This is a genomic window from Filomicrobium insigne (genome assembly GCF_900104305.1).
Taxonomy (GTDB): Bacteria; Pseudomonadota; Alphaproteobacteria; order Rhizobiales; family Hyphomicrobiaceae; genus Filomicrobium; species Filomicrobium insigne.
In genome coordinates this window covers 959,479-981,525 of the sequence record NZ_FNJC01000001.1, presented here as the reverse complement: position 1 = coordinate 981,525, position 22,047 = coordinate 959,479, and the positions used below count along the sequence as shown (strand labels likewise).

Below are 22,047 nucleotides of genomic sequence, written 5' to 3'. Positions count from 1 at the left end.
TGCTGGTTCAGCTGGTGACGGGACACCGGAGGAGATAGATCAGGCCTGACAAAAAGCCGATGCAACCTTAGATCCGCCAACCGGAATGCATCGCGGCGATGCCGCCGGACAGATTCCGATATTTCACCTGGGAAAAGCCCGCAGCGCGGATCATATCGGCGAAACGCTCCTGCTTCGGGAATTTGCGGATTGACTCGACGAGGTACTCGTAGGGTTGTGCGTCTCCTGCCGTCAGTTTGCCCAGGCGCGGGATGACCTCGAAGGAATGGAAATCATAGACGCGATCGAGAAGCGGAATGCGGCATTCGGAAAATTCCAGGCACAGGAACCGTCCGCCAGGCTTTAAGACACGATAGGCTTCACGCAGCGCCTGATCGATGTGGGTGACGTTGCGGATGCCGAAAGCGATCGTGTAGGCGTCAAACGCCCGGTCAGGGAAAGGTAACGCCTCCGCATTGCCTTCAACCAGTTCGATGCGCCCGTCCAATCCAGCATCTGCAACGCGGTGACGTCCGACGTCGAGCATCTCCGGCGAGATATCGCATATAACGGCAGTTCCATCGGTGTCCGTCGCACGTGCAAAGCGTAACGCAACGTCTCCGGTCCCGCCGGCGACATCGAGCAGCCGGAAAGCGCGGCCCGATCGCGGCGGGGCCAGCCACCCGATCAAATCGTCTTTCCAGAGTCGGTGCAGACCGCCGGACATGAGGTCGTTCATCAGGTCGTAGCGCTGGGCGACCTTCGCAAACACCTCGTTGACAAGCCCTTGCCGTTCCCCTTCCGCCACGTTGCGAAAGCCAAAGCTGGTTTGGGCATCGCCCGGTTCGCCTGTGCGCTCATCGATCATGGGCCCGCACGTCTCCATCAAATCTCGTCTCTCCACCTGTGATAGCCAACTATTGCGAGCGATGCTACGCCATTGCGCCAAAACGCTTATCACGATGCTTGAGGGCGTTGAATCAGGAGTGCCCGTTGCCGGAATTACCCGAAGTTGAAACCGTAAGACGCGGCCTGGAGCCGGAGTTGGTGGGGAGGCGGCTCGTGCAAGTCGAGCAGCGGCGGCCGGATTTGCGCTTCCCGCTTCCCGATAGGTTCGCCGAACGCCTATCCGGACGCCGTGTTGAGGCGCTACGCCGTCGCGCGAAATATCTGATCGCGGATCTGGAAGGTGATGAAAGCCTCGTCATGCATCTCGGCATGAGCGGCAGGTTTACCATTGTACCTGGTGCAATGGACGGCAATGGCAGCCGTCCCGGCGTTTTTACTCATGAGGTAACCCCAGCCGCGAAACACGATCATGTCGTCTTTCACACCGATCGCGGAACAACCGTGACCTATAACGACGCCCGTCGCTTCGGCTTCATGTTGTTGATCGAGGCGAACGCGTTGGACACGCATGCGCTCTTTGCCGCGATGGGTCCTGAGCCGTTGAGCAACGCGCTGCATGCTGGCCACCTCGCCGCCCGCGCCACGGGCCGCACCACGGATCTCAAGGCCTTCCTGATGGATCAGCGCAACGTTGCGGGTCTTGGCAATATTTACGTGTGCGAGGCGTTGTATCGCGCGAAGTTGTCGCCGTTACGCGTCGCGTCGAGCTTGGCGACCAAGAAGGCCGCTCCAACGGCGCGCGCCGAACGCTTGGTCCCGGCCATCGTGAGTGTTCTCAATGATGCCATAGCTGCGGGCGGGTCCTCACTGCGCGATTACCGGCAAGCTTCTGGAGAACTCGGATATTTCCAGCACACCTTTGCGGTCTATGGCCGCGAAGGCGAGCCTTGTAGCCGGACTGGCTGTGGAGGCACCGTTCGCCGTATCGTCCAGGCTGGGCGCTCGACATTCTATTGCCCATCCTGCCAGCGCTAACGGTGCGACCAACAAGGACCAGAGACGACCGGAGAAAGATCATGGCCTATGAGACGATCCTCTGCGAAACCAAGGGACGCGTGGCGATCATCACGCTGAGCCGGCCTGACGCGCTGAACGCACTGAACACGCAGCTGGTCGGTGAGCTGGCCGAAGCATTGACGGGCTATGATCGCGACGACGCGATCGGCGCGATCGTCATTACCGGATCGGAAAAAGCGTTCGCTGCTGGGGCCGACATCAAAGAGATGGCGCCGAAATCCTTCATGGACGTCTACCGAGAGGACTTCGCAGCCAATTGGGATGTTGCCGCCCGATGCCGCAAGCCCGTCATCGCGGCTGTCGCCGGTTACTGCCTCGGAGGCGGCTGCGAACTTGCGATGCAATGCGATTTCATCCTGGCTGCGGACACAGCCAAGTTCGGACAGCCTGAAATCACGCTGGGCATCATGCCGGGGATTGGTGGCACGCAGCGGCTGACGCGCTTCGTTGGCAAATCGAAAGCCATGGAGATGTGCCTGACTGGCCGCATGATGGATGCTGAGGAAGCGGAGCGCTCCGGTCTTGTCAGTCGGGTCGTGCCTGCGGCGGATCTGTTGACGGAGGCGGAAAAGGTTGCAAGCAAGATCGCATCGCTGTCATTGCCCGCAGTAATGATGACGAAGGAAACCGTCAATCGCGCCTACGAGACGACTCTGTCCGAAGGGATCCTCTTCGAGCGACGCGTGTTCCATTCTATGTTTGCGACGGAAGATCAGAAGGAAGGCATGGAAGCGTTTTCTGAGAAGCGCAAACCGAACTTCAAAAATCGATGAGCTGCAAATGCGAGGCGCTTCTCGTTAATGCGCCCTCGGAGACACCTGGGCAGAACGTTCGGTAAGATGGCGGAGTTTACGGTGTGTGCGTGCCGCAATAAGTGAAACCAGCATGAGCCCGAGACCGCCGCCAACAAAGACGTAGTTCGCGGGCCAGTCCGGCTTGGTGCTGCCGAGCTTCCCCGATGCTATGAGAAAGGTGAGCCCGGCAACAATCGCCCCCGCTTGGATGAGCGCAAGCGTCGCTGCCGCGTCGAGCATACGCGGCCGCACTAAGGGGCTATCGAGGTTCTCCATGCGGTTCACATAAATAAGCAGGCAACAGGCGATGAAGGCCATTGCAGACCCGTATTGCCAGCTATGCCACCACCACAGTTGCGTGAGCGAGTAGGTGGCAAAGATCGCAGCTGCGCCCCAGGCGTAAATCATCGCCATGAGCCGCGCATTTCGCCGCGAAGCAAATATGGTTTCATGAGTTTCGTCGATCGGCAGGCCTTTGGGGAGGCGCCGGTTGACGATAAGCCCGACCAGGACTGCCGCCGCAGGGAACGCGAGCGACGCGATAAGTGCCAGGTCCCGGGCGCTCTCGCCGACAGCCCATACTAACATTGCGATCGAGGCGACCATCACCACGACGAGACCGGGAATAAGCGGCTGCAGTGACATCGTGTTTCCTTCAACAGCAGCCCTGGAGACGGACTGCGCGGCGTTGGCGCGCAGAAGATTGCCGCTCTGCGCCTTGCCCAAGTTAACTCGTGACAGTCTCCTGCTTGCTCTGCTGGCGGGTCATATAGAGCGCATTGGCAGTGATTGCAGCAAGAGCCAAGGCACCGAAAAAGAAGATATTGTTCGCGGCCCAGTCTTGCCATTCGATCTGTTTCTTCACCGTGACGGGGAATTTTCCATCGATGATAAGCCCGAGGGCAGCAATGCCCATTCCTACCAATTGCCCAACGGATAGGTACTGGGCGAGGTTCAACATGGTCTGTTCGCCGCTGTCGCGTTTTTCGTCGCTGGCGATAACCCACGCAAATCCTAGGCAGAGGACGGCTACGCCTGCGAAGGCCAGCGTGAACACAAGCCATTCCTTCCAGCGCAGAATGTCCAGCATAGGAGTGTAAGTGGTGAAAAGCCCGATTGCGCCCCACGTCCAGACCAGCCCCATATAGGTCGCGGTCGATGCGGCAATCCGATGCTTCGTTGCGGCGCGCCGATAAAGGCTCCGGTTGTCGAGGATCGCAGTTGCCGCAACAGACGCCGCCACCAGCGCGCAGGCCAGCGTGTGCATCTCAGGCGCGACGTTGGCTGCGCTCCAAAGAATGGCCGCCAGTCCAATCGTCAGTGCGACGATCCAGATCGCCCATGCCATTTGCTTCCCCCGTCGTCTCGCTCCGCGCATATCGGCCCGGACGAGCCGATAAAGCTATATTTCGCGCCCCGTTCCCTACCTCAGCCGCTTAGGCGCGTCAAAACTGGAAATAGATAAACGTCTGCGGCTGCCCTTTGCCCACTTCAAGGACGACAGCTATCGCGACCAACGCCGTCACCACGGCCAAAATCGGATTTGGCCGCAAGCGCTGCGACACCACGTCATAGCTCGTTGGACCGAACGTGGATAGGGCCGCTGCGAGTGCAAGCAACCCAAGCCCCTCCAACTGACCCGCGCCGCCGCCCGCGCCCGCCATACCCGCTAGCATGGATGCCGCGGTGGAAAAGTCCGGAGCGCGAAACAGAACCCATCCGATGACGACGAAGGCCATCGTTATGGCCCAGGACAACAAAAACGGCAGACGCACGCCGTATTGCCCCCACGCCCGGCAGACGACCAGCCCGACCCCGTGCATGAAACCCCAAGCGATGAACGTCCATCCCGCGCCGTGCCAAAGTCCGCACAGACCCATGGTGAGCATCGTTGCGGCAAGGTAGCTACCTACCCCGTGTTTGCTGCCCCCCAAAGGGATGTAAACGTAGTCACGGAGGTAGCGGGACAGCGTCATATGCCATCGTCGCCAGAAATCGCGCAGATCGACGGCTGCATAGGGTGCACGGAAATTCTCGGGCAATGTCAGACCGAGCATCAGCGCGATTCCGATTGCCATCTCCGAATAGGCAGAGAAATCCAGAAACAGCTGGAATGAAAACGCCAAGGCGCCACTCCACGCTGTCGCCACGTCAGGAATGCCGGAGGAGGCCTGCGTAAAGGCCCGATCAGCGATGGGGGCGAGGCTGTCGGCCAGAAACACCTTCTTCGCGAGGCCGATCGTAAGCAGCGTCGCGCCCTTCGCGAGACGTTCGCCAACGCCGGTTCGCAACGGATCGAGATCAAGCTGCGGAATAATCTCATGATGCCGGACGATGGGCCCCGCGATGAGCCGCGGAAACAAGGATACAAAGACGATAAAGCGCCGTAACGGATAGCGCGGGGCTTGATGCCAGCTTACGTCCGCAAGGTATGAGATAATCTCGAACGTGAAAAAGCTGATGCCGATAGGCAGAAGTATTGTAACCGGCGGCACCTCGATGCCGACGCCGACCAGCACGCTTTCCGCAAAGAATGTCCAGTATTTAAAGAAGCCGAGAACGGCGAGATTGGCTGCGATAGCCAGCCAGATCAGCCAACGCGCCCGCCGGCCGGTGGCAATGAATATAACCGCCACGACCCAGGACAGAATCGTTTGCGCCAACAGAAGGGGCACGAACCGGACGTCCCACCATCCGTAAAATACGAGTGAAAGAGCAATAAGCGCCCATTCGCGTCCCACCACGCTGCCCGCCCGCGCGAGTCCGTACCAGACCGCGAGGACGCAAGGGAGCAACCCGAGGAGAAACTCCTGGCTTTGAAAAAGCATCGGGTGATCCCTGCAGAATGCGGTTTAGAAGGCCATTCTAAATGAAGGTGCCCTAAGCAATTGGCGGGAAAACGTCCGACCCTCAAGGATGGAATAAACTTCGGCGTCTTTGTCGCAGTAAGCCGAATGGGACCGCATGCAACGCCGTTGACCGCGGAATCGCCCCGCTTTATAAGGGCCCCAGCCAACAGCCGCCTGGAGTCCGTTCTCCGGGCGGTTCATCTATTGCGCCCTCTCGTTTTATCGGCGAAACGGAATGCCAATTTAGGCAGTGCCGGCGAGATGTGGCATCGAAAAAAGGAACGTAACTTCAATGGCCAACACCAAATCGGCAAAAAAAGCCGTCCGTAAGATCACCACGCGCACCGCCGTCAACAAGTCGCGCCGCTCGCACATGCGTACCGAGATTCGTCGGGTCGAGGAAGCGATCGCCGCAGGTGATCAGGATAAGGCTTTTGAAGCGCTCGGTGCTGCTGCACCCCTGATTGCGCGCGCCGCACAGAAGGGCATCGTTCATAAAAACACGGGTTCGCGGAAGATCTCCCGTCTTACGCAGCGCGTTAAAGGAATGTCGGCACCAGCGTAAACGGTGACAACTTCGCTCCCGAACTGGCTGTGACATGTTCGCCACAAATCAATTTCGGAGTGGGCTCGTTAGATGGTTTTCTGAGTGTCACTAAGTAACGGAAAATACGCCCCTCCCGACTATTCCATCGCCACTACGGCGGCCACCCGACTCGGGGCTGGCGGTCAGCTCATCAAGTAAAATCTACTCTCCTGCGGCGCTTCGTTTCGAGGCGCCGTTTTTGTATCTGATGGCTGTGAATGAACGGCCGCAGGCCTGTGGATTCAGTAGGCTTTTGCACAGTCGGCCACTGCTGGAAAAGGGGTGTGATCGGCCCGCCGAAACGGCACTCTTGAAATAAAATGTGTACGCAACCATAGAAAAACGATGCTTGCCACCGCTGTGGTTAACGTCCTATTAATATCCCTCACCAGCGCCACCGCGTATCAGTAGGCGTTAGGGCGTCGCCGTTCGGCAGCGCGGTCTTGTTAACAGTCCAGCGTAAAGACGTGTCGTGTATCCAGTGCAGAAGAGTAAGTACTCTGGGCCACGCTGGGTCGTCTAAATTTGGCAAAGCTCACTTTTGCGCCTGAATTAGCTCGGTGCGCAGCGGGGAAATTTTGTCAAATACTTGAGAACTGTTGAGTGTACGCGGTCGGAGAGGGCAAGCGGCACTGAGTACATAGCGTGGAGGGGCAAGTGGGGTCTTGTGATTCCATCCACATAGAGGACGTTTCGGTTGAAGAGGCGTGGGCGCGCCTGTCCTCCGAAGCGGACACCATTCTGATCGATGTGCGGACGCGAGCAGAATGGGCATTTGTGGGGCTACCTGATTTGTCGAATCTCGGCAAGCAGGTCGTGCGGATCGAATGGCAATCCTTTCCGGAGAACCAGGTTGATGCCGCATTTTCCGAACGGCTTTCCGAGTTTTTGAGTTCGGCCGGGATCGGCAAGGATGCGGAGCTTCTCTTCATCTGCCGATCGGGCAGTCGCAGCCGCCATGCGGCTGAAGTAATGGCGGCGCAGGGATACCAGCGCTGCCGCAATGTGGCCGATGGCTTCGAGGGACCTCTCGATGCGCATCGGCACAGGGGAACCCAGGCCGGATGGAAAGCGGCTGGGCTCCCGTGGGTGCAAGGCTAACGCGCACCCTTCCGCAAGATCAGATAAGCAAAACGGGCTTCCGCGAGGGCTGGAAGCAGCGGGAAAGCTTTGTCTGAGACTGCGGAGACTGAGGGCAAAAGTAACTGATTTAACTAAGTAAAGCGGGGACTACGAAAATGCAGACGGTGCGGAAGGACGAGTTCGAGATCATTTCGGCGCGTCATGTGGCTAATCCTCAAGGGGCCACTATGACGTCGGTGAAACCTGCGGCGTCAGCGGTCCGCGGCACTGCGGGGCAAAAGGCGCGGGCTATGCTGCGCGCGCGGTTGGGGGACGAAGTCTATACGAGCTGGTTCAATGCGCTTGAATTCGACTCGTATGACGACGGCACGGTACAGGTCTCAGTACCAGTGAAGTTCCTTCGCAACTGGATTCAATCGCACTACAGCGAAGATTTGCTGGCGTGCTGCCAGGCAGAATTTAAGGGCGCTGAGCGCGTCGAAGTCGTATTGCGTCAGCCGGGCGGCGCCGGTCGGTCGCGCACACCAGCGCAGCAGGATGCGCCTCAAGCGCAAAGCTATGAAGCGCATCCGGTTGCTTCGGCCGCGACGAACCATCATGCAGCGGCACCAGTTTTTGTGCCTCCCACGCAGCCGACACGCGTCGGTGGCTTCGAGGGGTCACCACTTGATCCGCGCTATACGTTCGACACGTTCGTGGTTGGCGCATCCAATCGCATTGCGCATGCGGCAGCAACACGTGTTGCCGAAGCTGTTTCCGGTGTAAGCCCCGGGTTTAACCCATTGTTTATCCATGCACCTGTCGGCCTCGGCAAATCGCACCTGCTTCACGCGACCGCCTGGGAAGTAAAGCGGCGTAAGCCTGACGCTCAAGTCCTGTACTTGACGGCGGAAGGCTTCCGCTACCGCTTCGTCGAAGCGCTGCGCAGTGAAGATCCGCTGGCCTTCAAGGAAAAGTTCCGGCAGGTAGATATTCTGCTCATCGACGACCTCGAATTTATGCATGGCGCTCAGACGGAGCAGGAGTTCGAGCATATTATCAATGCACTGTTGGATGGCGGTAAGCAGGTGGTTGTCGCATCGGCGCGTCCGCCCGCGCACATTGAGCGTCTGAACGAGCGCATGCGTTCGCGGTTGGCACGCGGACTCGTGACCGAACTCGGCTCGCTGGACTATGAACTTCGCCTGAAAGTGCTCGAAATGCGCCTGGCGGAAAAACAGGCGGTCGACCCAACTTTCGTTCTCGCCCCTGAAGTTCTGCGGTTACTCGCCGAGCGGCTCACCGATAATGGCCGCGAGCTGGAAGGTGCGGTCATACGTCTGTTCGCGAATTGGCAGTACATGCGCACGCAGATCACGATGGATATTGCCGAAACGGTGATCCGCGATCTTGTTCAGGGCATCGAGCCACGCCGCATCAAGATTGAAGATATCCTGCGGATCATCTCGCGACACTTTGGTGTTTCGAAGGGCGATTTGCTCTCGCAACGGCGGCATCGCTCCGTTGTGTGGCCGCGCCAGATCGGCATGTACTTGGCAAAGCAGCTGACGCAGCGTTCGCTGCCTGAAATCGGTCGCCGCTTCGGCAACCGCGATCACACCACTGTTTTGCATGCAATCCGCAAAATTGAGGGGCAATTGTCTGACAATCCGCGGCTGCGCGACGAGATTGAGGAGTTGAAGAAACTGCTCAGTCACTAAGACAGGGTGACGCGTCGAGAACGTTTTTGGGCTTGGCGTGAAGAGGGCACAATGCACGTCCGGCCTAAGCGGGGGGAGGGTGGTGCCGAGGCACCACCCTTCTGCTATTTGCTTATTGGAGGCCCCCAAGGGCCCTCTAATGTCCTCTAGAAGGTGAAAATTGGAAAGGGAGTGGGGCCGGCACGGCACAGGCACCACTTGAAAAAACATCGCTTATCAGATCAAAGTGTCGATCCGCGCGAATCCCTTCCGAACAAAGGCAGTAATTTTACGAGCAGGATGCACCACTTCTCGCGGTGATCTCTCAAACGGCCTACGGTCTTTTTCGAGAGGCTGGTTTTGAAACAAAGAAGATTCGAGGATCAGCCATGCGGCTAGTAATCGAGCGGGGCGAGTTGCTTCGCGCCCTGGGCCACGTGACCAGCGTCGTCGAGCGCCGGACGACTATTCCTATTTTGTCCAACGTTCTGCTAAAGGCATCAGACTCGACCATCTCGTTCAAAGCCACCGACCTCGAACGCGAAGTGATCGAGGAGGCACCCGCATCTGTGGAAACACCGGGTACTTTGACGGTGCCGGCTCATATGCTGCACGACATCGTGCGAAAGCTTCCCGATGGCGCGCAGGTCGAATTACAGCGCGAAGCGGAGCGTGAACGCTTGACGTTGACAGCCGGTCACTCACGGTTCGCTCTTCAGTTGTTGCCGGCCGAGGATTTCCCAGACATTGCCGTTGGGCCCCTGCCGCATACGTTTGAGATGTCATCCGCGGACCTGAAACGGCTGATTGAGAAGACCCGGTTCGCCATTTCGACGGAAGAAACGCGGTACTATCTCAACGGCATCTACCTGCACATGGCTACACGCGATGATGGGGCCATGCTACGCGCGGTCGCGACCGATGGTCACCGACTCGCGCAGGTAGATCTGCCACTGCCTTCCGGGGCCGAAGGCATGCCGGGCGTCATCATCCCGAGGAAGACGGTCAATGAATTGCACCGTCTCCTGGAAGCTTCGGCAGGCTCGGTAACCGTAAGCGTGAGCGACACGAAGGTGCGTTTCGAGATCGGCACGGTCACGCTGACCTCAAAGTTGATCGATGGCACGTTCCCGGATTACGCACGCGTCATTCCGCAGGCCAACGATAAAGAGCTAACAGTCTCCAACTCCGATTTCATGAGTGCCGTCGACCGCGTGTCAACGATCGCCAGTGAGCGCGGCCGTGCCGTGAAGCTCAACGTCGATGGCAACAAGCTGGTGCTGTCGGTCAACAATCCAGAAGGCGGTAGCGCCACGGAAGAGATCGGCGTCGACTATGGTGCTAGCGCCCTGGAGATCGGTTTCAATGCGCGCTATTTGCTGGACATCGCTGGCCAGCTAGAGGGCGATCAGGCGCGCTTCATGCTGTCGGACCCGGGCTCGCCAGCCATGGTCCGCGACAGTAGCGACGGCAGCGCGCTTTACGTCGTCATGCCGATGCGCGTCTAGGATCGCCGTTGTTGAAAATCTGCGTTACGTCTGGCCGCACGCTATGCGTGCCGGATGCGTTACTGAAGCGCAGATGAGATAGGCATGGCTCCAAGCTTGTCCCTCGAGCGGCTCTCGCTCACCGATTTTCGCAACTATGCCCACGTCGTGATCGAGACGGGGCCTGGACCGATTGTGCTGTTCGGTTTGAATGGTTCGGGCAAGACCAATATCCTGGAAGCCATTTCCTTGCTCGCGCCGGGCCAAGGCTTGCGGCGCGCGCCCTATCCTGACTTGCTCCGGGCCGGCGCAAATGGTGGCTGGGCTGTCGCAGCGCGAGTGAATTCCCGAAGCGGCCGGGCCGAGATCGGCACTGGTTTCAGCCCGTCAGCCGCTGCGGGCCAGCGTGCGGGTACGGGGCGTGTTGTGCGCATTGACGGTGAGCCCGCGGGAGGCTCGGGCGCTCTAGCTGACTTTGTCGAGATCGTTTGGCTCACACCTGCCATGGACGGACTGTTTACAGGTCCGGCTTCGGAACGCCGTCGCTTTCTGGACCGTCTGGTGTTGTGCTTCGACCCCGGCTTTCGCTCCCTTGCAGGGCGCTTCGAGCGCGCCACCCAGAGCCGCAATCGGCTGTTGGCGGACGGTGTCCGCGACAATGCCAGGCTCGAGGGAGTGGAAATCATCATGGCCGAAGCGGGCACCGCCATCGCGGCTGCACGGATATCGACCGTACGCAGACTGTGCGATGTCATCGCCGCGCGACGTCTACGCGATCCCGACTCGCCCTTTCCCTGGAGTGGCATCGAACTCGAAGGCAGTTTGGAATCGGCACTCGCCTCTGCTCCGGCCGTCGATGTCGAGGATAGCTATGCTCGACGCCTCGCGAGCATGCGTGAACGCGACCGTGCCGCAGGACGTACCCTCGAAGGCCCGCACCGCTCGGATCTCATTGTCTCTCACGGGCCCAAGAACATGCCGGCGCGCCTTAGCTCTACCGGAGAACAGAAAGCCCTGCTGATCGGTTTGGTTATGGCCGAAGCCGAATTGATAGCGATGCGCCATTCGGGCTCCGCACCGCTGCTTCTGCTCGACGAAATCACGGCCCATCTCGACGATAGGCGACGTGACGGATTGTTCTCTGAGATCCTGAGATTGGGGGCTCAGGCGTGGATGACGGGTACTGATCTCAGCGCATTTTCTGCACTATCGGGGCAGGCGACAATGTTGCGAGTCGCGGATGCCGGATTGCATTCGGTACACGCCTGAATCTCTATGGCGACAGCATTACGCAGATGAGCATGCAAGGCATTGAAAAAATTGAATTTTAAACTATCTTAATATTGTGCTGCCCCCCCTCGATTTTCGCAACTTTTGCGCGCCGATGTGCTAGGGTGCCGGCTACAAGATGAAACAATTTCAAGGACTGTCACGGCATGAGCTCGATGCCCGCCGAAAACACCCCTATTGCTGAAGACTACGGCGCCGATTCCATCAAGATGTTGAAGGGGTTGGAGGCTGTTCGCAAGCGTCCGGGAATGTACATCGGTGATACTGATGACGGCTCCGGCTTGCACCACATGATTTACGAGGCTGTCGACAACGCTGTCGACGAGGTGCTCGCTGGGCACGCCTCTATGTGCAACGTTACTTTGAATGCGGATGGATCTGCGACCGTACGGGACGACGGGCGCGGGATTCCAGTCGGCATCAAGGACGACGATGATCACGAGCCGAAGCGCTCTGCCGTCGAGATCGTTTTCACAGAGCTGCATGCGGGCGGCAAGTTCGACCAGAATTCCTACAAGGTGTCCGGCGGTCTCCACGGTGTTGGCGTGTCTGTCGTCAACGCTCTATCGACGTGGCTGAGATGCCGCGTGTGGCGCAACGGTAAAGAACACTTCATCGAGTTCAATGATGGTGTTCCTGTAGCGCCGCTGGAAATCGTGGGTGATGCGAACGGTGAACAGGGGACTGAAGTCTCGTTTTTGCCTTCCCCGAATACGTTCACGAAGGTCGAGTTTGACTTCAACACGCTTGAGCATCGCCTGCGCGAGCTGGCCTTCCTCAACTCCGGTGCCAAGATTGTTCTGGAAGACCGGCGCCATGCGGATGTTCGCCGCGTTGAGCTGATGTACGAAGGCGGGACCAGCGCGTTCGTCAAATATCTGGATCGCAGCAAGACGGCGCTCCTACCCGAGCCCATCATGATCCGGGCGGAGCGCGACGGTGTTACGGTGGACGCCGCGCTGTGGTGGAACGAGAGCTACCACGAGAACGTACTCTGCTTCACGAACAACATTCCGCAACGTGATGGCGGCACCCACCTTGCGGGCTTCCGCGGCGCACTGACACGCGTCGTCAACCGCTATGCCGAAGAAAGCGGAATCGCGAAGAAAGAGCGCGTCTCCATGACCGGCGACGACGCGCGCGAAGGGTTGACCTGCATCTTGTCCGTCAAGGTGCCCGATCCAAAGTTCTCAAGCCAAACGAAGGATAAGCTGGTTTCCTCCGAAGTGCGTCCGATCGTCGAAAGCGCCGTGTCGGAAGAACTCGCTACATGGTTTGAAGAGCATCCCAAGGAAGCTCGGAGTATCGTTTCGAAAGTCGCCGAGGCTGCAGCGGCACGTGAAGCCGCCCGAAAAGCGCGCGAACTGACTCGCCGGAAAGGCGCTTTGGACATGGCGAATTTGCCGGGCAAGCTCGCCGAATGTCAGGATCGCAACGCGGCAAACACCGAGATGTTCATCGTTGAGGGTGACTCGGCTGGTGGTTCCGCAAAACAAGCGCGGAATCGCGAATATCAGGCCGTGCTGCCAATCCGAGGTAAGATCCTCAACGTTGAGCGCGCGCGCTTTGACAAGATGCTGTCATCACAAGAAATCGGTACGCTGATCACAGCAATGGGGACCGGCATCGGCCGCGAGGAGTTCAACCTCGACAAGCTGCGCTATCACAAGATCATCATCATGACGGACGCCGACGTCGATGGCGCGCACATCCGCACGCTCTTGTTGACGTTCTTCTATCGTCAAATGCCAGAGCTTATTGAGAGAGGGCATCTCTACATTGCCCAGCCCCCCCTTTACAAAGTGATGCGCGGCAAGTCGGAGACATATCTGAAGGATCATCGCGGTCTTGAAGATTACCTGATCAACAATGGTCTCGAAGAAACGGTACTCATCGACGGTTCCAGCAATGAACGGGCTGGAGCAGACCTGCGCGCCATTGTCGAAGAGGCGCGTCGGACCGCAAAATGCCTAGATGATCTGCATTCACGCTATGCCCGATTCGTGGTCGAGCAAGCGACGATTGCTGGTGCCTTCGATCCTGCTTTGCTGGACGACCCTGCCCGAGCCGCTGAGATCGCAAACGAGCTGGCGCGCCGTCTCGATACGCTGGCCGACGAGACGGAAAAGGGCTGGGAAGGCAGTTTCACCGATGACGGATATCTAGTGACGCGGGAAGTTCGCGGCGTGACCGAGGCGCACGCCCTCGACATGGGGCTGCTACGCTCGCTCGACGCTCGGAGGCTGAACGAACACTATGCGCAATTGCGCGAAGTCTATTCCGCACCGGCCAAACTGCGTCGCAAGTCCGGTACGATCGACATTTTCGGACCACGCGATCTGCTTGAAGCGGTCTTTGAAAGCGGGCGCAAGGGCATCTCGATGCAGCGGTACAAAGGTCTTGGCGAAATGAACGCCGACCAGCTCGCGGAGACGACGCTGGATCGCGAAACACGCACACTGCTTCAGGTGAAGATCGGCGAATTGGATGAGGCCGACGAGATCTTCTCGAAGCTGATGGGGGATGTGGTCGAACCGCGTCGCGCGTTTATTCAGGAAAACGCGCTACTGGTCGGCAATCTCGACGTTTAAAGCTTCTGACACACGTATCCAAAAGCGGGGCTCCTTTGACGGGGCCTCGCTTTTTGCACGCGTCAGTAGCTTTTCCCGTCGACCTTCTGCGGCGAGAGCGTGGCGATATCGATGTCGTCGATGCAACGCAGATTGATCGCGGCTGTTTCTGTACCGTCTGGGCCGGTTCCCATGCCGAAGGGTTGAACACCGCACACCGAGCAGAAGCGATGCGCGATCGCACGTTTGTTGAAACGGTATTCGGTGAGCTTGTCTGCGCCCGAGAGTAGATGGAATTTTTCAGCCGGAGTGAACGTCAGGATGAATCCCTTTCTCTGGCAGTGGGAGCAATTGCATTCCATTGCCTGATTGGGATCGGCTTCGGCTTCAAAGCGTACCACACCACAGTGGCAGCCACCGGTCAGTGTTTTCAATTCCGTCATTCCAGCTCCTCCGCGTCTCTAATTTTGGCGGCTCGTCGTTTGAACCGGGCTTGCTTCATACCTGGTTCGAACTTACCTGAGCTATGCCGCTGCGTTCTTACTGCGCCATGAATCGAGGTACAATGATTGCCAGTATCGAAAACTTCTTGAACGGCTTGATCGGGAATCAGACCGTAGAACAGCTCGACGAAAGAGAACTCAACGTCGCCTGCGCGGCCCTTCTCGTGCACTGTGCCAAGGTGGATGGCGAACAATGCAGGATTGAAGACAAAAAAATACGCGAGATTCTGTCCAACAGCTTCGATCTTTCCGGCTCGGACGTGGACGCCGTCATCGAAACGGCAACGGCGCAGCAGGAGAACGCAGTCGATTTGCATAGATTCACACGCGTGATCCACAAGAGCATGGACCGCGAGGGACGTCTGCGCGTAGTGCGGTTACTCTGGGAGATGGCCAACGCCGACGGCACGATCGGACCTGAGGAGCGTAATCTCGTTTCCGTTATGGCGCAGCTTCTCGATGTTGAGGGTCATGACGCCGTCGCCTTACGGCAGGATGTTCTCGCGCAATCAAAACTCCGCAAAGCCAACGAGTAGGCTCATGCCGTGGCGGCCTGTGCTCCTGCTTATGTAGCCTTGATTTCTGGGATGAGAGGCAGCACGACCTGTGTGCGCCAACCTTTTGGGTCATCGTCATCACTGGGATCGCTGAAATAGATTTCCCAAGGCCCTCCGGCCACCTCACGCTGGTTGGTTGAGACCCATTCAGCAAGCCCGGCGTGCGCCTTACCCAATTCTTCATAATGCCCAATGTGCCAGGTCATCACAGCCGGGCCACCTGGCAAAGGTTTGCTCAGGACCTGGCCGTTGCCCTCAAGCGTGGTCGTCAGCGGGAGCCCGACTTCAACCTCGAGTTCAGGCCCTGCCACGTCCAGATAGCGCGCAAAAGGCGCGCCGGCCATCTCGCCGTTTTGAGATTCTGTGACGTCGAGAACCTGCGGGAGCAATTCAAGAAATTTGCGGCCAAGGTCCTCCGGTCGCGCCCTGAAGCGAACGGAAAGAGCTGGTTGGGCCTCAAGGGTAACGACTTCTATGACGTAACTCATAAAGCACTCCGCTCCGATACGGACCGTAGCCACGGACCACTAGAGCTCTCGCGGCAACTTCGAATGAATGCGGCGCATGCTCATTGAGTACCAATGTTGGGCAAAATATGGAATATCTCTGCAGCGAAGCACTCTTTCGAGAAAAGCTCGCACGGGAACGGAAAATCAAACCACGGATGATTGGCGGCCCGTTCATCCCGCGCGCCGGATAGTACCCTCTGTGATGACGAAATCGGTCGGAATTGAAATCGACCAAATAATACCGGTTTCCGCGAATTCATAGCTGACATCAGCTTCAAGTGCTCGTCCAACAACGCGTGCGACGACCACGTGACCAAAGCCAGTGCGCTGCGGTCGCTTGACCGGAGGTCCCCCATGCTCGCGCCATGTGAACTTCAAACGCCGCTGGTCTTTGTCATCCTCGAAGTACCAGCCGATGTGGACGCGGCCCGTTGGAACGGACATCGCGCCATACTTGACCGCATTGGTCGCGAGTTCATGTAGTGCCAGAGCGATATGTTGAATGGCATGGGCATTGAGATATGCGTTCGGCGCGTCAACTTGCACGACTTTAACGAAACCACCTCCGAAAGGTTTCAGGACCGCGTCGATCAGTTCGCGCAAAGAGGCACCGGCCCAATCCTCTGCGACAAGTAAGTCATGTGACGCCGACATAGCGTGAAGGCGCTGCACCAACTCGTCTTGATAGGCCTCGACATCCGTGCACATCCGCGCCGTCTGCCGAACCATGGAGACAATCACAGCAAGGAGATTCTTTGTTCGGTGAGAGAGCTCCCGGGTCACAAGCCGCATACGTGCGTCTGCGCGCTTACGCTCTGTGATATCCTGGAGAACCGCCGAATAACCGAAGATGCGACCGTCTGGCCGCTGAATAGGCGCGGCACTCACCGCGACGTCAACCGAGGTCCCATCCTTATGACGGCGAACACTGTCGCGGTGTACGCTCTTTCCCTGCTTAAGCTGGAGATAGAGGTTGCGAAATTCAGACTCGCTGCCGTTGGGGTACAGGATGGCCTCTGAGCGTCCGATGATCTCCTCGGCCCCATAACCGAGAAGCCGTTCCGCGCCAGGATTCCAGGAGAGGATAGCCCCCTCAGGTGAGAGTGACATGATGGCATCGGCAGATGTCGAGACGATCGTCGCAAGCTGCGCATTGGTGGCCGCGGCTTCGCGCTCCTTGGTGATGTCGGTGTTGGTGCCGAACCACTGTATAATTCTGCCATCATCATCATGGATCGGCATAGCGCGCGACAGGAACCACCGGTATTGGCCATCGCGACCGCGCAGTTGAAAGGTGTCCTCCCACGCTTCTCCAGATGCGAAGCAATGAGAAACTGTCTTAACGACGTGATCGACATCATCGGGATGCAGGAGTTTATGCCAACCGCAGCCTTCCACCTCATCCGGCCCTGTCCCAGTGTATTCATACCACCGTTTGTTGAACCAGAAGACGTTACCGGTTTCGTCCGCCGTCCATGCGAACTGGGCGATATTGTCTGCAAGCATTCGTAGCCGTGCGTCACTCTCTTCATGTGCGCGTTGAGCCCGAACGCGCGGTGACGTGTCGACAACGACGGCAAGAACGCCGGCCGGTTTTCCAGTTTCGTCGGCGATAGGACTGAAGTCGAGGTCGAACCAGAAATCTCTAGGAGAGTGGTGGGTCTCAATCACGAAATGCTTGTCGTGAAAAGATAGACTTGCTCCGCTCAAAACCTCGTCGAGAATGTAGCGATGGAAGTCAGCTATTTCCGGGAAGTTCTCGAGGACTGTTTTGCCGAGCACTTCAGGGTGTCGATGTCTGGCGATTGCGGCATAGCCATCATTGTAGATCATCGTGCCATCTTCACCCCATAGGATCACCATAGGCACGGGAGATGGAAGGATGAGATCCACGGCAGCCTTGAGACTGGCAGGCCAGCCGTGTCTGGCGCCCACACGCGTCTTCGACCAATCCAGACCGTCAATAACGGTTCTCAGATTGCCGGGCTTCTGTACCGCCGGGAGGGAGGATGGATGAAGCATTACGCGAAACACCCCTCTTACGGATCGGCTTCATTCTTTTGCAAGTGAACACGAAACGCCACGCAAAAAGAATGTGTGCGTTGAAGACACTAACGGAGAAACTGAAGAACCGCTACTAATCTCCGCCCTCACGCTTCCTCACGTCGCGGGAGACGCATTTTGCGCCGACAAAAAGGAAATGAGGCCGAAAGATCGCCTCCAGACTGAATAGGCAGAATATTGAGCCTTGCCCCACGTACCCAATGCCGGCATTATTAGAACGGTTCTAAAATAAGGATGGGGCGAGGACGAATGTTTTCAAGATTCACCGTTGGTCGGCGGCACTTTTCGGATCTTTCCGAGAAGGAGATTCTCGCCCTGGCCATCTCGTCTGAGGAAGACGATGCGCAGATTTACCGGACTTATGCGGAACGGCTGCACGCGGATTTTCCGGATACAACTGCAATTTTTGAGGGCATGGCGGCTGAGGAAGACGTCCACCGCAAGCGTTTGATCGAACGCTTCAAGGCCCGCTTCGGGGACACGATTCCACTCGTCCGCCGCGAGCATGTCGCTGGCTACTACGCGCGCCGTCCTGTGTGGCTTGTCGAGAATCTTGGGATTGATCGCATCCGGCAGGAAGTGAGCAACATGGAGATCGATGCGCACAATTTCTACTTGGCTGCGCTCAGGCACGTAAAGGATGCGGATACACGTAAGCTGCTTGGGGATCTGGCGGCAGCGGAGGCGAGCCATGAAAAACTCGCTTGCCGCCTTGAGCACAAATATCTGGACGAAGAAGCGCGCGCAAAGGAGGACAACGAAGCGCATCGCCAGTTCGTCTTGACCTGGGTTCAGCCTGGCTTGGCCGGCCTGATGGATGGTTCCGTATCAACGCTCGCACCTATTTTTGCCACGGCGTTTGCCACACACGATACCTGGACGACATTCATTGTGGGGCTAGCGGCCTCGGTCGGTGCCGGTATCTCTATGGGCTTCACCGAAGCCGCTTCAGATGATGGAGAGATCTCGGGCCGGGGCTCGCCCGTAAAAAGGGGCATCGCCTCGGGCGTCATGACTGCCGTCGGCGGATTGGGCCATGCCTTGCCATATCTGATCCCGCATTTCTGGACGGCGACTGGCATCGCAGCTGTCGTTGTGTTCGTCGAGCTGTGGGCAATCGCGTGGATTCAGAACCGCTATATGGAGACACCGTTTTTGCGTGCCGCGTTCCAGGTGGTGCTCGGCGGCGCTTTGGTGTTCTCGGCCGGAATTCTAATCGGCAGTGCCTAGCGAAGCGGTAGAAGACTTAGGTTCTAAGGTCGTCGGGTTCGGCACCATATCGGTGAAGATCCATGCCGTAGACCTGTAGCCAATTCTTTGCTTCATCCATGCGCGGCATAGACTGCGCGACAAGCTTCCAAAAGCGAGGGCCGTGATTCATCTCGCGCAGGTGGGCAACTTCATGAGCTGCAACGTAATCAAGGACGAACGGCGGCGCCATGATGAGACGCCAGGAAAACGAAAGCGAGCCCGTTGAAGAGCAGGAGCCCCATCGGCTCTTCTGATCGCGAACAGCGATGCGTTTTGGCTTCAGCCCCAGACGTTTGGCGTGAATGATGACGCTCTTGTCGAGGTCGCGCCGGGCTTCGTCGAAGAGCCATTGCCGGAAGCGCTTCGGTGCTTGCTCTAAGGGACCGGAGACGTGGAGTTCGCGATAGTCCGGTCCCTCCACTGGGGTCACCAACCCGGTGCCCGTACGACGCCCGCAGAAAACGACCCGATGCGGAATGCCACGCAACGGCATCAGCGCACGGTTCACCAACGGCACGGGTTCGGGGATGCTGCCCAAACGTTCCCGAACCCAATCGATATGCCGTTCGACAAATGAATTCGCCTCGTTGATTTCGCATTGCGACGGCAGCGTTACGATAACCGCGCGCTGTGTTCGACTCACCCGCAGCGTCAGGCGACGTGCTTGCGGATGGCGTCGTACTTCAACACGTGCGCCAAGATTTTCGAACTGAGCGTCATCAAGCGACAGCGATGCGGAATCATGTCTCCGCCGCATGGGCAAACCCCCGATGAGACTAATGGATGGACGGCAGTCTTGTGGGCACGACACTTGGGCCAGGATATGTTTGACCCTTGTTCTCCCCCACGAACGCTACGCGCCGAGCAAGCGAGTCGTATCAGCTTCAATCCGCAATAGACCAGCAGGAAAAGTCGATCGGCAAAACGCAACTGAAACGGTGTTGCAAGTGCGCCTCAAGGCATGTGCCTTGCGCGCCACGAGTTTGTGCCTGCGCAATGTGATCTAAAGTGTGAGCGTGTTCCGGTAGCAAATTGAATTATAGGAAGATTCAAGAGAGGCGACCTGTGCGATGATGTTGGGCGGCTGAATCGGAGATGTGTGTATCCAAGTCCTCATGGTTCTCTATTGCAGTCTTCCCGGGAGGACCAAACCAGCCGTCGATCATGAGGCGCCCAAGCAGCCCCCACAAACGAAGCGGCTCGAGATACGCGTTGCTTATCTCGGAGGGCTCGGAATCGTCGGCATACTCGGGCCGGAAGCTCCGGCGTAAGCGGTTAGCCATAGGATCCGGAGCGAGATCGTTCGCCGGCGCGAACGTGAATGCTACGGACGAAATCTCCAGCGAATTGTGGCGCTGCGCTTTCGCAGCAGCTTTGCGCCAATCGACAGGCATTGTGGTGATGTGTCGCGAACGTGGATCATGACAACGCACGAACTGCGCGATTCGCGGCGCAACATCCGAGCGGAAACGTGAACCGTTGAAGATACCGTAGTGCCCAACCTCAGGCACTTCCAAATGAAACTTCCGGTCACTACCGAGCGACGGCGTGAGATTGTGCGCGGCGCGGCATTGTCCAAGACCGGTAATGTCGTCTTTCTCGCCCTCGATCGTCATCAGGCCAACTGAGCGAATCTTGTTCGTGTCGATGGGGCGGCCACGATGGCGCATCTGGCCCTTGGCCAGCGAGTGCCGCACGAAGACGGCATCGATTGTCTGCAAATAGAATTCCGCGGTGAGGTCCATCACCGCGAGATACTCGTCATAGAACGCCCGGTGCTTTGCCGCTGAGTTGCCATCCCCGGTTACGAGATGATGGAACAAATCGTTGTGCGCGCTAACGTGCCGGTCGAGGTTCATCGTCATGAACCCGGTGAGCTGGAGAAAACCAGGATAGACAGCGCGCCCAAAGCCGGCGCTCGGCCAAGGTACGGTTTCGATGACGTTGCTACGGAACCAGTCCGTGCCGCGTTCCTGAGCGAGTTGGTTCACCGCTGTCGGACTGATACGCGTATCGATGGGGCCACCGGCAAGGATGAGCGAGCGTGGAGCGCAAGGATCATCCTCAGCTTCCATAATGGCCGTGGCGGCGAGAGCCGGAACGCTCGGTTGGCAGATGGCGAGAAGATGCGCATCACCATTCAGGTGGTGCAGCATCTCAATCAAGTAGTCGATGTAGTCATCGAGATCGAAGCGCCCGGCACTTACAGGAACGTCGCGCGCATTCGTCCAGTCGGTGATGAAGACCTCGTGATTCGGGAGCAGCTCTTCGATGGTGCCCCGCAGAAGGGTCGCGTAGTGCCCCGACATGGGCGCGACCACGAGAATACGCGGATCGCGCGCGCAAACTTCGGATGGTAAATCGCGCGCAAAATGCAAAAGGCGACAGAAGGGCTTCTGCCAGACCACCTGTTCGTGAACGGCAATCTCTCGTTCACCGATTCGGGTGGTGGGGATGTCAAACGCAGGCTTGTGATAGCGCCGCGTTGTGCGTTCAAACACCTCGCAAGCCGCAGCAGCGTGCCGCCCAACGGCTGTATGCGAGAGCGGGTTGAACGGATTGTTGAAAAACATTCGATAGGAATCTGCTGCAGCCCTTGCGGGCTTCACAGCTGCGTGGCCCAGCTCGTACCAATGATAGAGCACGTGCTGTTTCTCCCTTGCATGCGTTCATTGACGCGACGCAACAGTTCATACGGTGGACAAAAATGATTTGGTCAGTGGACTGTGCGTCATCCTGTCGTTTTGACGCCACGTTCCCATCTTGCAGCGTGAAGTGATTCGCTTCTCTCCGGAAGCGTTATCGCGATGTCAGCAAAGCTCTCGGTCGTGAGATAGTCGACGGCATGTTTGCCGAAAGCCGAACGTCCCATCCGCAATAAAGCGCGAATGCAATCTGGCTAGGATCCAGTTTGGTGGCA

General features: G+C 58.0%; 19 protein-coding genes. 10 read left to right on the top strand and 9 right to left on the bottom strand.

Annotated elements, in window-relative coordinates; all coding sequences use genetic code 11:
* Nucleotides 1–67: 67 nt before the first annotated feature.
* Nucleotides 68–847, bottom strand: coding sequence for a bifunctional demethylmenaquinone methyltransferase/2-methoxy-6-polyprenyl-1,4-benzoquinol methylase UbiE (gene ubiE, locus BLS30_RS04425; protein WP_046477354.1), 780 nt, complete (start codon nucleotides 845–847; stop codon nucleotides 68–70).
* 125 nt (nucleotides 848–972) lie between these two features.
* Here ubiE and mutM point away from each other — a divergent pair, with 125 nt between their 5' ends.
* Both mutM and BLS30_RS04415 read left to right on the top strand, forming a co-directional pair.
* A complete protein-coding gene (gene mutM / locus BLS30_RS04420; protein WP_046477355.1) occupies nucleotides 973–1,863 on the top strand; it encodes a bifunctional DNA-formamidopyrimidine glycosylase/DNA-(apurinic or apyrimidinic site) lyase in 891 nt (296 codons plus the stop codon).
* A gap of 41 nt (nucleotides 1,864–1,904) precedes the next feature.
* Nucleotides 1,905–2,678: an enoyl-CoA hydratase gene (locus BLS30_RS04415; RefSeq protein WP_046477356.1), complete on the top strand. Its 774-nt coding sequence runs from the start codon at nucleotides 1,905–1,907 to the stop codon at nucleotides 2,676–2,678.
* Nucleotides 2,679–2,702: 24 nt separating this feature from the next.
* On the opposite strand, the gene BLS30_RS04410 is transcribed toward BLS30_RS04415, so the two are convergent.
* The 3 genes from BLS30_RS04410 to BLS30_RS04400 form a co-directional block, all read right to left on the bottom strand.
* Nucleotides 2,703–3,425 carry a hypothetical protein gene (locus BLS30_RS04410; protein WP_052743737.1) on the bottom strand — a complete coding sequence of 241 codons (723 nt, stop codon included), beginning with the start codon at nucleotides 3,423–3,425 and terminating at the stop codon, nucleotides 2,703–2,705.
* 1 nt (nucleotide 3,426) lies between these two features.
* The gene (locus BLS30_RS04405) at nucleotides 3,427–4,047 is read right to left on the bottom strand and encodes a hypothetical protein (protein WP_090226838.1); all 621 of its coding nucleotides are present in this window, start codon (nucleotides 4,045–4,047) and stop codon (nucleotides 3,427–3,429) included.
* Nucleotides 4,048–4,144: 97 nt separating this feature from the next.
* Nucleotides 4,145–5,527: an MBOAT family O-acyltransferase gene (locus BLS30_RS04400; RefSeq protein WP_090226835.1), complete on the bottom strand. Its 1,383-nt coding sequence runs from the start codon at nucleotides 5,525–5,527 to the stop codon at nucleotides 4,145–4,147.
* Between the two features lie 313 nt (nucleotides 5,528–5,840).
* On the opposite strand from BLS30_RS04400, the gene rpsT reads away from it, so the two are divergent.
* The 6 genes from rpsT (at nucleotide 5,841) to gyrB (ending at nucleotide 14,264) form a co-directional block, all read left to right on the top strand.
* Nucleotides 5,841–6,113, top strand: coding sequence for a 30S ribosomal protein S20 (gene rpsT, locus BLS30_RS04395; protein ID WP_046477359.1), 273 nt, complete (start codon nucleotides 5,841–5,843; stop codon nucleotides 6,111–6,113).
* A 678-nt stretch (nucleotides 6,114–6,791) separates the two neighbouring features.
* Nucleotides 6,792–7,235 carry a rhodanese-like domain-containing protein gene (locus tag BLS30_RS04390; RefSeq protein WP_090226833.1) on the top strand — a complete coding sequence of 148 codons (444 nt, stop codon included), beginning with the start codon at nucleotides 6,792–6,794 and terminating at the stop codon, nucleotides 7,233–7,235.
* A gap of 137 nt (nucleotides 7,236–7,372) precedes the next feature.
* Entirely contained in the window at nucleotides 7,373–8,917 is a 1,545-nt protein-coding gene (gene dnaA, locus BLS30_RS04385) for a chromosomal replication initiator protein DnaA (protein WP_046477361.1), read from the top strand.
* Nucleotides 8,918–9,285: 368 nt separating this feature from the next.
* Entirely contained in the window at nucleotides 9,286–10,404 is a 1,119-nt protein-coding gene (dnaN, locus tag BLS30_RS04380) for a DNA polymerase III subunit beta (protein ID WP_046477362.1), read from the top strand.
* Nucleotides 10,405–10,488: 84 nt separating this feature from the next.
* Nucleotides 10,489–11,652 carry a DNA replication/repair protein RecF gene (gene recF, locus BLS30_RS04375; protein WP_090226830.1) on the top strand — a complete coding sequence of 388 codons (1,164 nt, stop codon included), beginning with the start codon at nucleotides 10,489–10,491 and terminating at the stop codon, nucleotides 11,650–11,652.
* Nucleotides 11,653–11,819: 167 nt separating this feature from the next.
* A complete protein-coding gene (gene gyrB / locus BLS30_RS04370; protein WP_046477364.1) occupies nucleotides 11,820–14,264 on the top strand; it encodes a DNA topoisomerase (ATP-hydrolyzing) subunit B in 2,445 nt (814 codons plus the stop codon).
* 62 nt (nucleotides 14,265–14,326) lie between these two features.
* Here gyrB and BLS30_RS04365 read toward each other — a convergent pair whose 3' ends face one another.
* Nucleotides 14,327–14,686: a GFA family protein gene (locus BLS30_RS04365; protein WP_046477365.1), complete on the bottom strand. Its 360-nt coding sequence runs from the start codon at nucleotides 14,684–14,686 to the stop codon at nucleotides 14,327–14,329.
* A 122-nt stretch (nucleotides 14,687–14,808) separates the two neighbouring features.
* Here BLS30_RS04365 and BLS30_RS04360 point away from each other — a divergent pair, with 122 nt between their 5' ends.
* On the top strand, nucleotides 14,809–15,282 hold the full coding sequence (locus BLS30_RS04360) for a tellurite resistance TerB family protein (RefSeq protein WP_046477366.1): 474 nt from the start codon (nucleotides 14,809–14,811) through the stop codon (nucleotides 15,280–15,282).
* Between the two features lie 29 nt (nucleotides 15,283–15,311).
* Here BLS30_RS04360 and BLS30_RS04355 read toward each other — a convergent pair whose 3' ends face one another.
* Both BLS30_RS04355 and BLS30_RS04350 read right to left on the bottom strand, forming a co-directional pair.
* Nucleotides 15,312–15,791: a GyrI-like domain-containing protein gene (locus BLS30_RS04355; protein WP_090226827.1), complete on the bottom strand. Its 480-nt coding sequence runs from the start codon at nucleotides 15,789–15,791 to the stop codon at nucleotides 15,312–15,314.
* Nucleotides 15,792–15,983: 192 nt separating this feature from the next.
* Nucleotides 15,984–17,834, bottom strand: coding sequence for a PAS domain S-box protein (locus tag BLS30_RS04350; RefSeq protein ID WP_090226825.1), 1,851 nt, complete (start codon nucleotides 17,832–17,834; stop codon nucleotides 15,984–15,986).
* Nucleotides 17,835–18,125: 291 nt separating this feature from the next.
* Between BLS30_RS04350 and mbfA the strand changes: the two genes are divergently transcribed.
* Nucleotides 18,126–19,106 carry an iron exporter MbfA gene (gene mbfA, locus BLS30_RS04345; protein ID WP_090226823.1) on the top strand — a complete coding sequence of 327 codons (981 nt, stop codon included), beginning with the start codon at nucleotides 18,126–18,128 and terminating at the stop codon, nucleotides 19,104–19,106.
* Between the two features lie 16 nt (nucleotides 19,107–19,122).
* Here the strand turns inward: mbfA and BLS30_RS04340 are convergent, their stop codons facing one another.
* Entirely contained in the window at nucleotides 19,123–19,884 is a 762-nt protein-coding gene (locus tag BLS30_RS04340) for a M48 family metallopeptidase (RefSeq protein WP_052743739.1), read from the bottom strand.
* A gap of 292 nt (nucleotides 19,885–20,176) precedes the next feature.
* Nucleotides 20,177–21,772, bottom strand: coding sequence for a polyhydroxyalkanoate depolymerase (locus tag BLS30_RS04335; RefSeq protein ID WP_076605289.1), 1,596 nt, complete (start codon nucleotides 21,770–21,772; stop codon nucleotides 20,177–20,179).
* Nucleotides 21,773–22,047: the final 275 nt, after the last annotated feature.

Excerpts from the sequence above, each read along its gene's own strand:
- ubiE (WP_046477354.1), bottom strand. The coding sequence starts at position 847 with ATGATCGATGAGCGCACAGGCGAACCGGGCGATGCCCAAACCAGCTTT.
- dnaA (WP_046477361.1), top strand. The coding sequence starts at position 7,373 with ATGCAGACGGTGCGGAAGGACGAGTTCGAGATCATTTCGGCGCGTCAT.
- gyrB (WP_046477364.1), top strand. The coding sequence starts at position 11,820 with ATGAGCTCGATGCCCGCCGAAAACACCCCTATTGCTGAAGACTACGGC.
- mbfA (WP_090226823.1), top strand. The coding sequence starts at position 18,126 with ATGTTTTCAAGATTCACCGTTGGTCGGCGGCACTTTTCGGATCTTTCC.
- BLS30_RS04405 (WP_090226838.1), bottom strand. The coding sequence starts at position 4,047 with ATGGCATGGGCGATCTGGATCGTCGCACTGACGATTGGACTGGCGGCC.
- BLS30_RS04415 (WP_046477356.1), top strand. The coding sequence starts at position 1,905 with ATGGCCTATGAGACGATCCTCTGCGAAACCAAGGGACGCGTGGCGATC.
- BLS30_RS04365 (WP_046477365.1), bottom strand. The coding sequence starts at position 14,686 with ATGACGGAATTGAAAACACTGACCGGTGGCTGCCACTGTGGTGTGGTA.
- BLS30_RS04355 (WP_090226827.1), bottom strand. The coding sequence starts at position 15,791 with ATGAGTTACGTCATAGAAGTCGTTACCCTTGAGGCCCAACCAGCTCTT.
- dnaN (WP_046477362.1), top strand. The coding sequence starts at position 9,286 with ATGCGGCTAGTAATCGAGCGGGGCGAGTTGCTTCGCGCCCTGGGCCAC.
- BLS30_RS04360 (WP_046477366.1), top strand. The coding sequence starts at position 14,809 with ATGATTGCCAGTATCGAAAACTTCTTGAACGGCTTGATCGGGAATCAG.
- BLS30_RS04340 (WP_052743739.1), bottom strand. The coding sequence starts at position 19,884 with ATGCGGCGGAGACATGATTCCGCATCGCTGTCGCTTGATGACGCTCAG.
- rpsT (WP_046477359.1), top strand. The coding sequence starts at position 5,841 with ATGGCCAACACCAAATCGGCAAAAAAAGCCGTCCGTAAGATCACCACG.
- recF (WP_090226830.1), top strand. The coding sequence starts at position 10,489 with ATGGCTCCAAGCTTGTCCCTCGAGCGGCTCTCGCTCACCGATTTTCGC.
- BLS30_RS04400 (WP_090226835.1), bottom strand. The coding sequence starts at position 5,527 with ATGCTTTTTCAAAGCCAGGAGTTTCTCCTCGGGTTGCTCCCTTGCGTC.
- BLS30_RS04350 (WP_090226825.1), bottom strand. The coding sequence starts at position 17,834 with ATGCTTCATCCATCCTCCCTCCCGGCGGTACAGAAGCCCGGCAATCTG.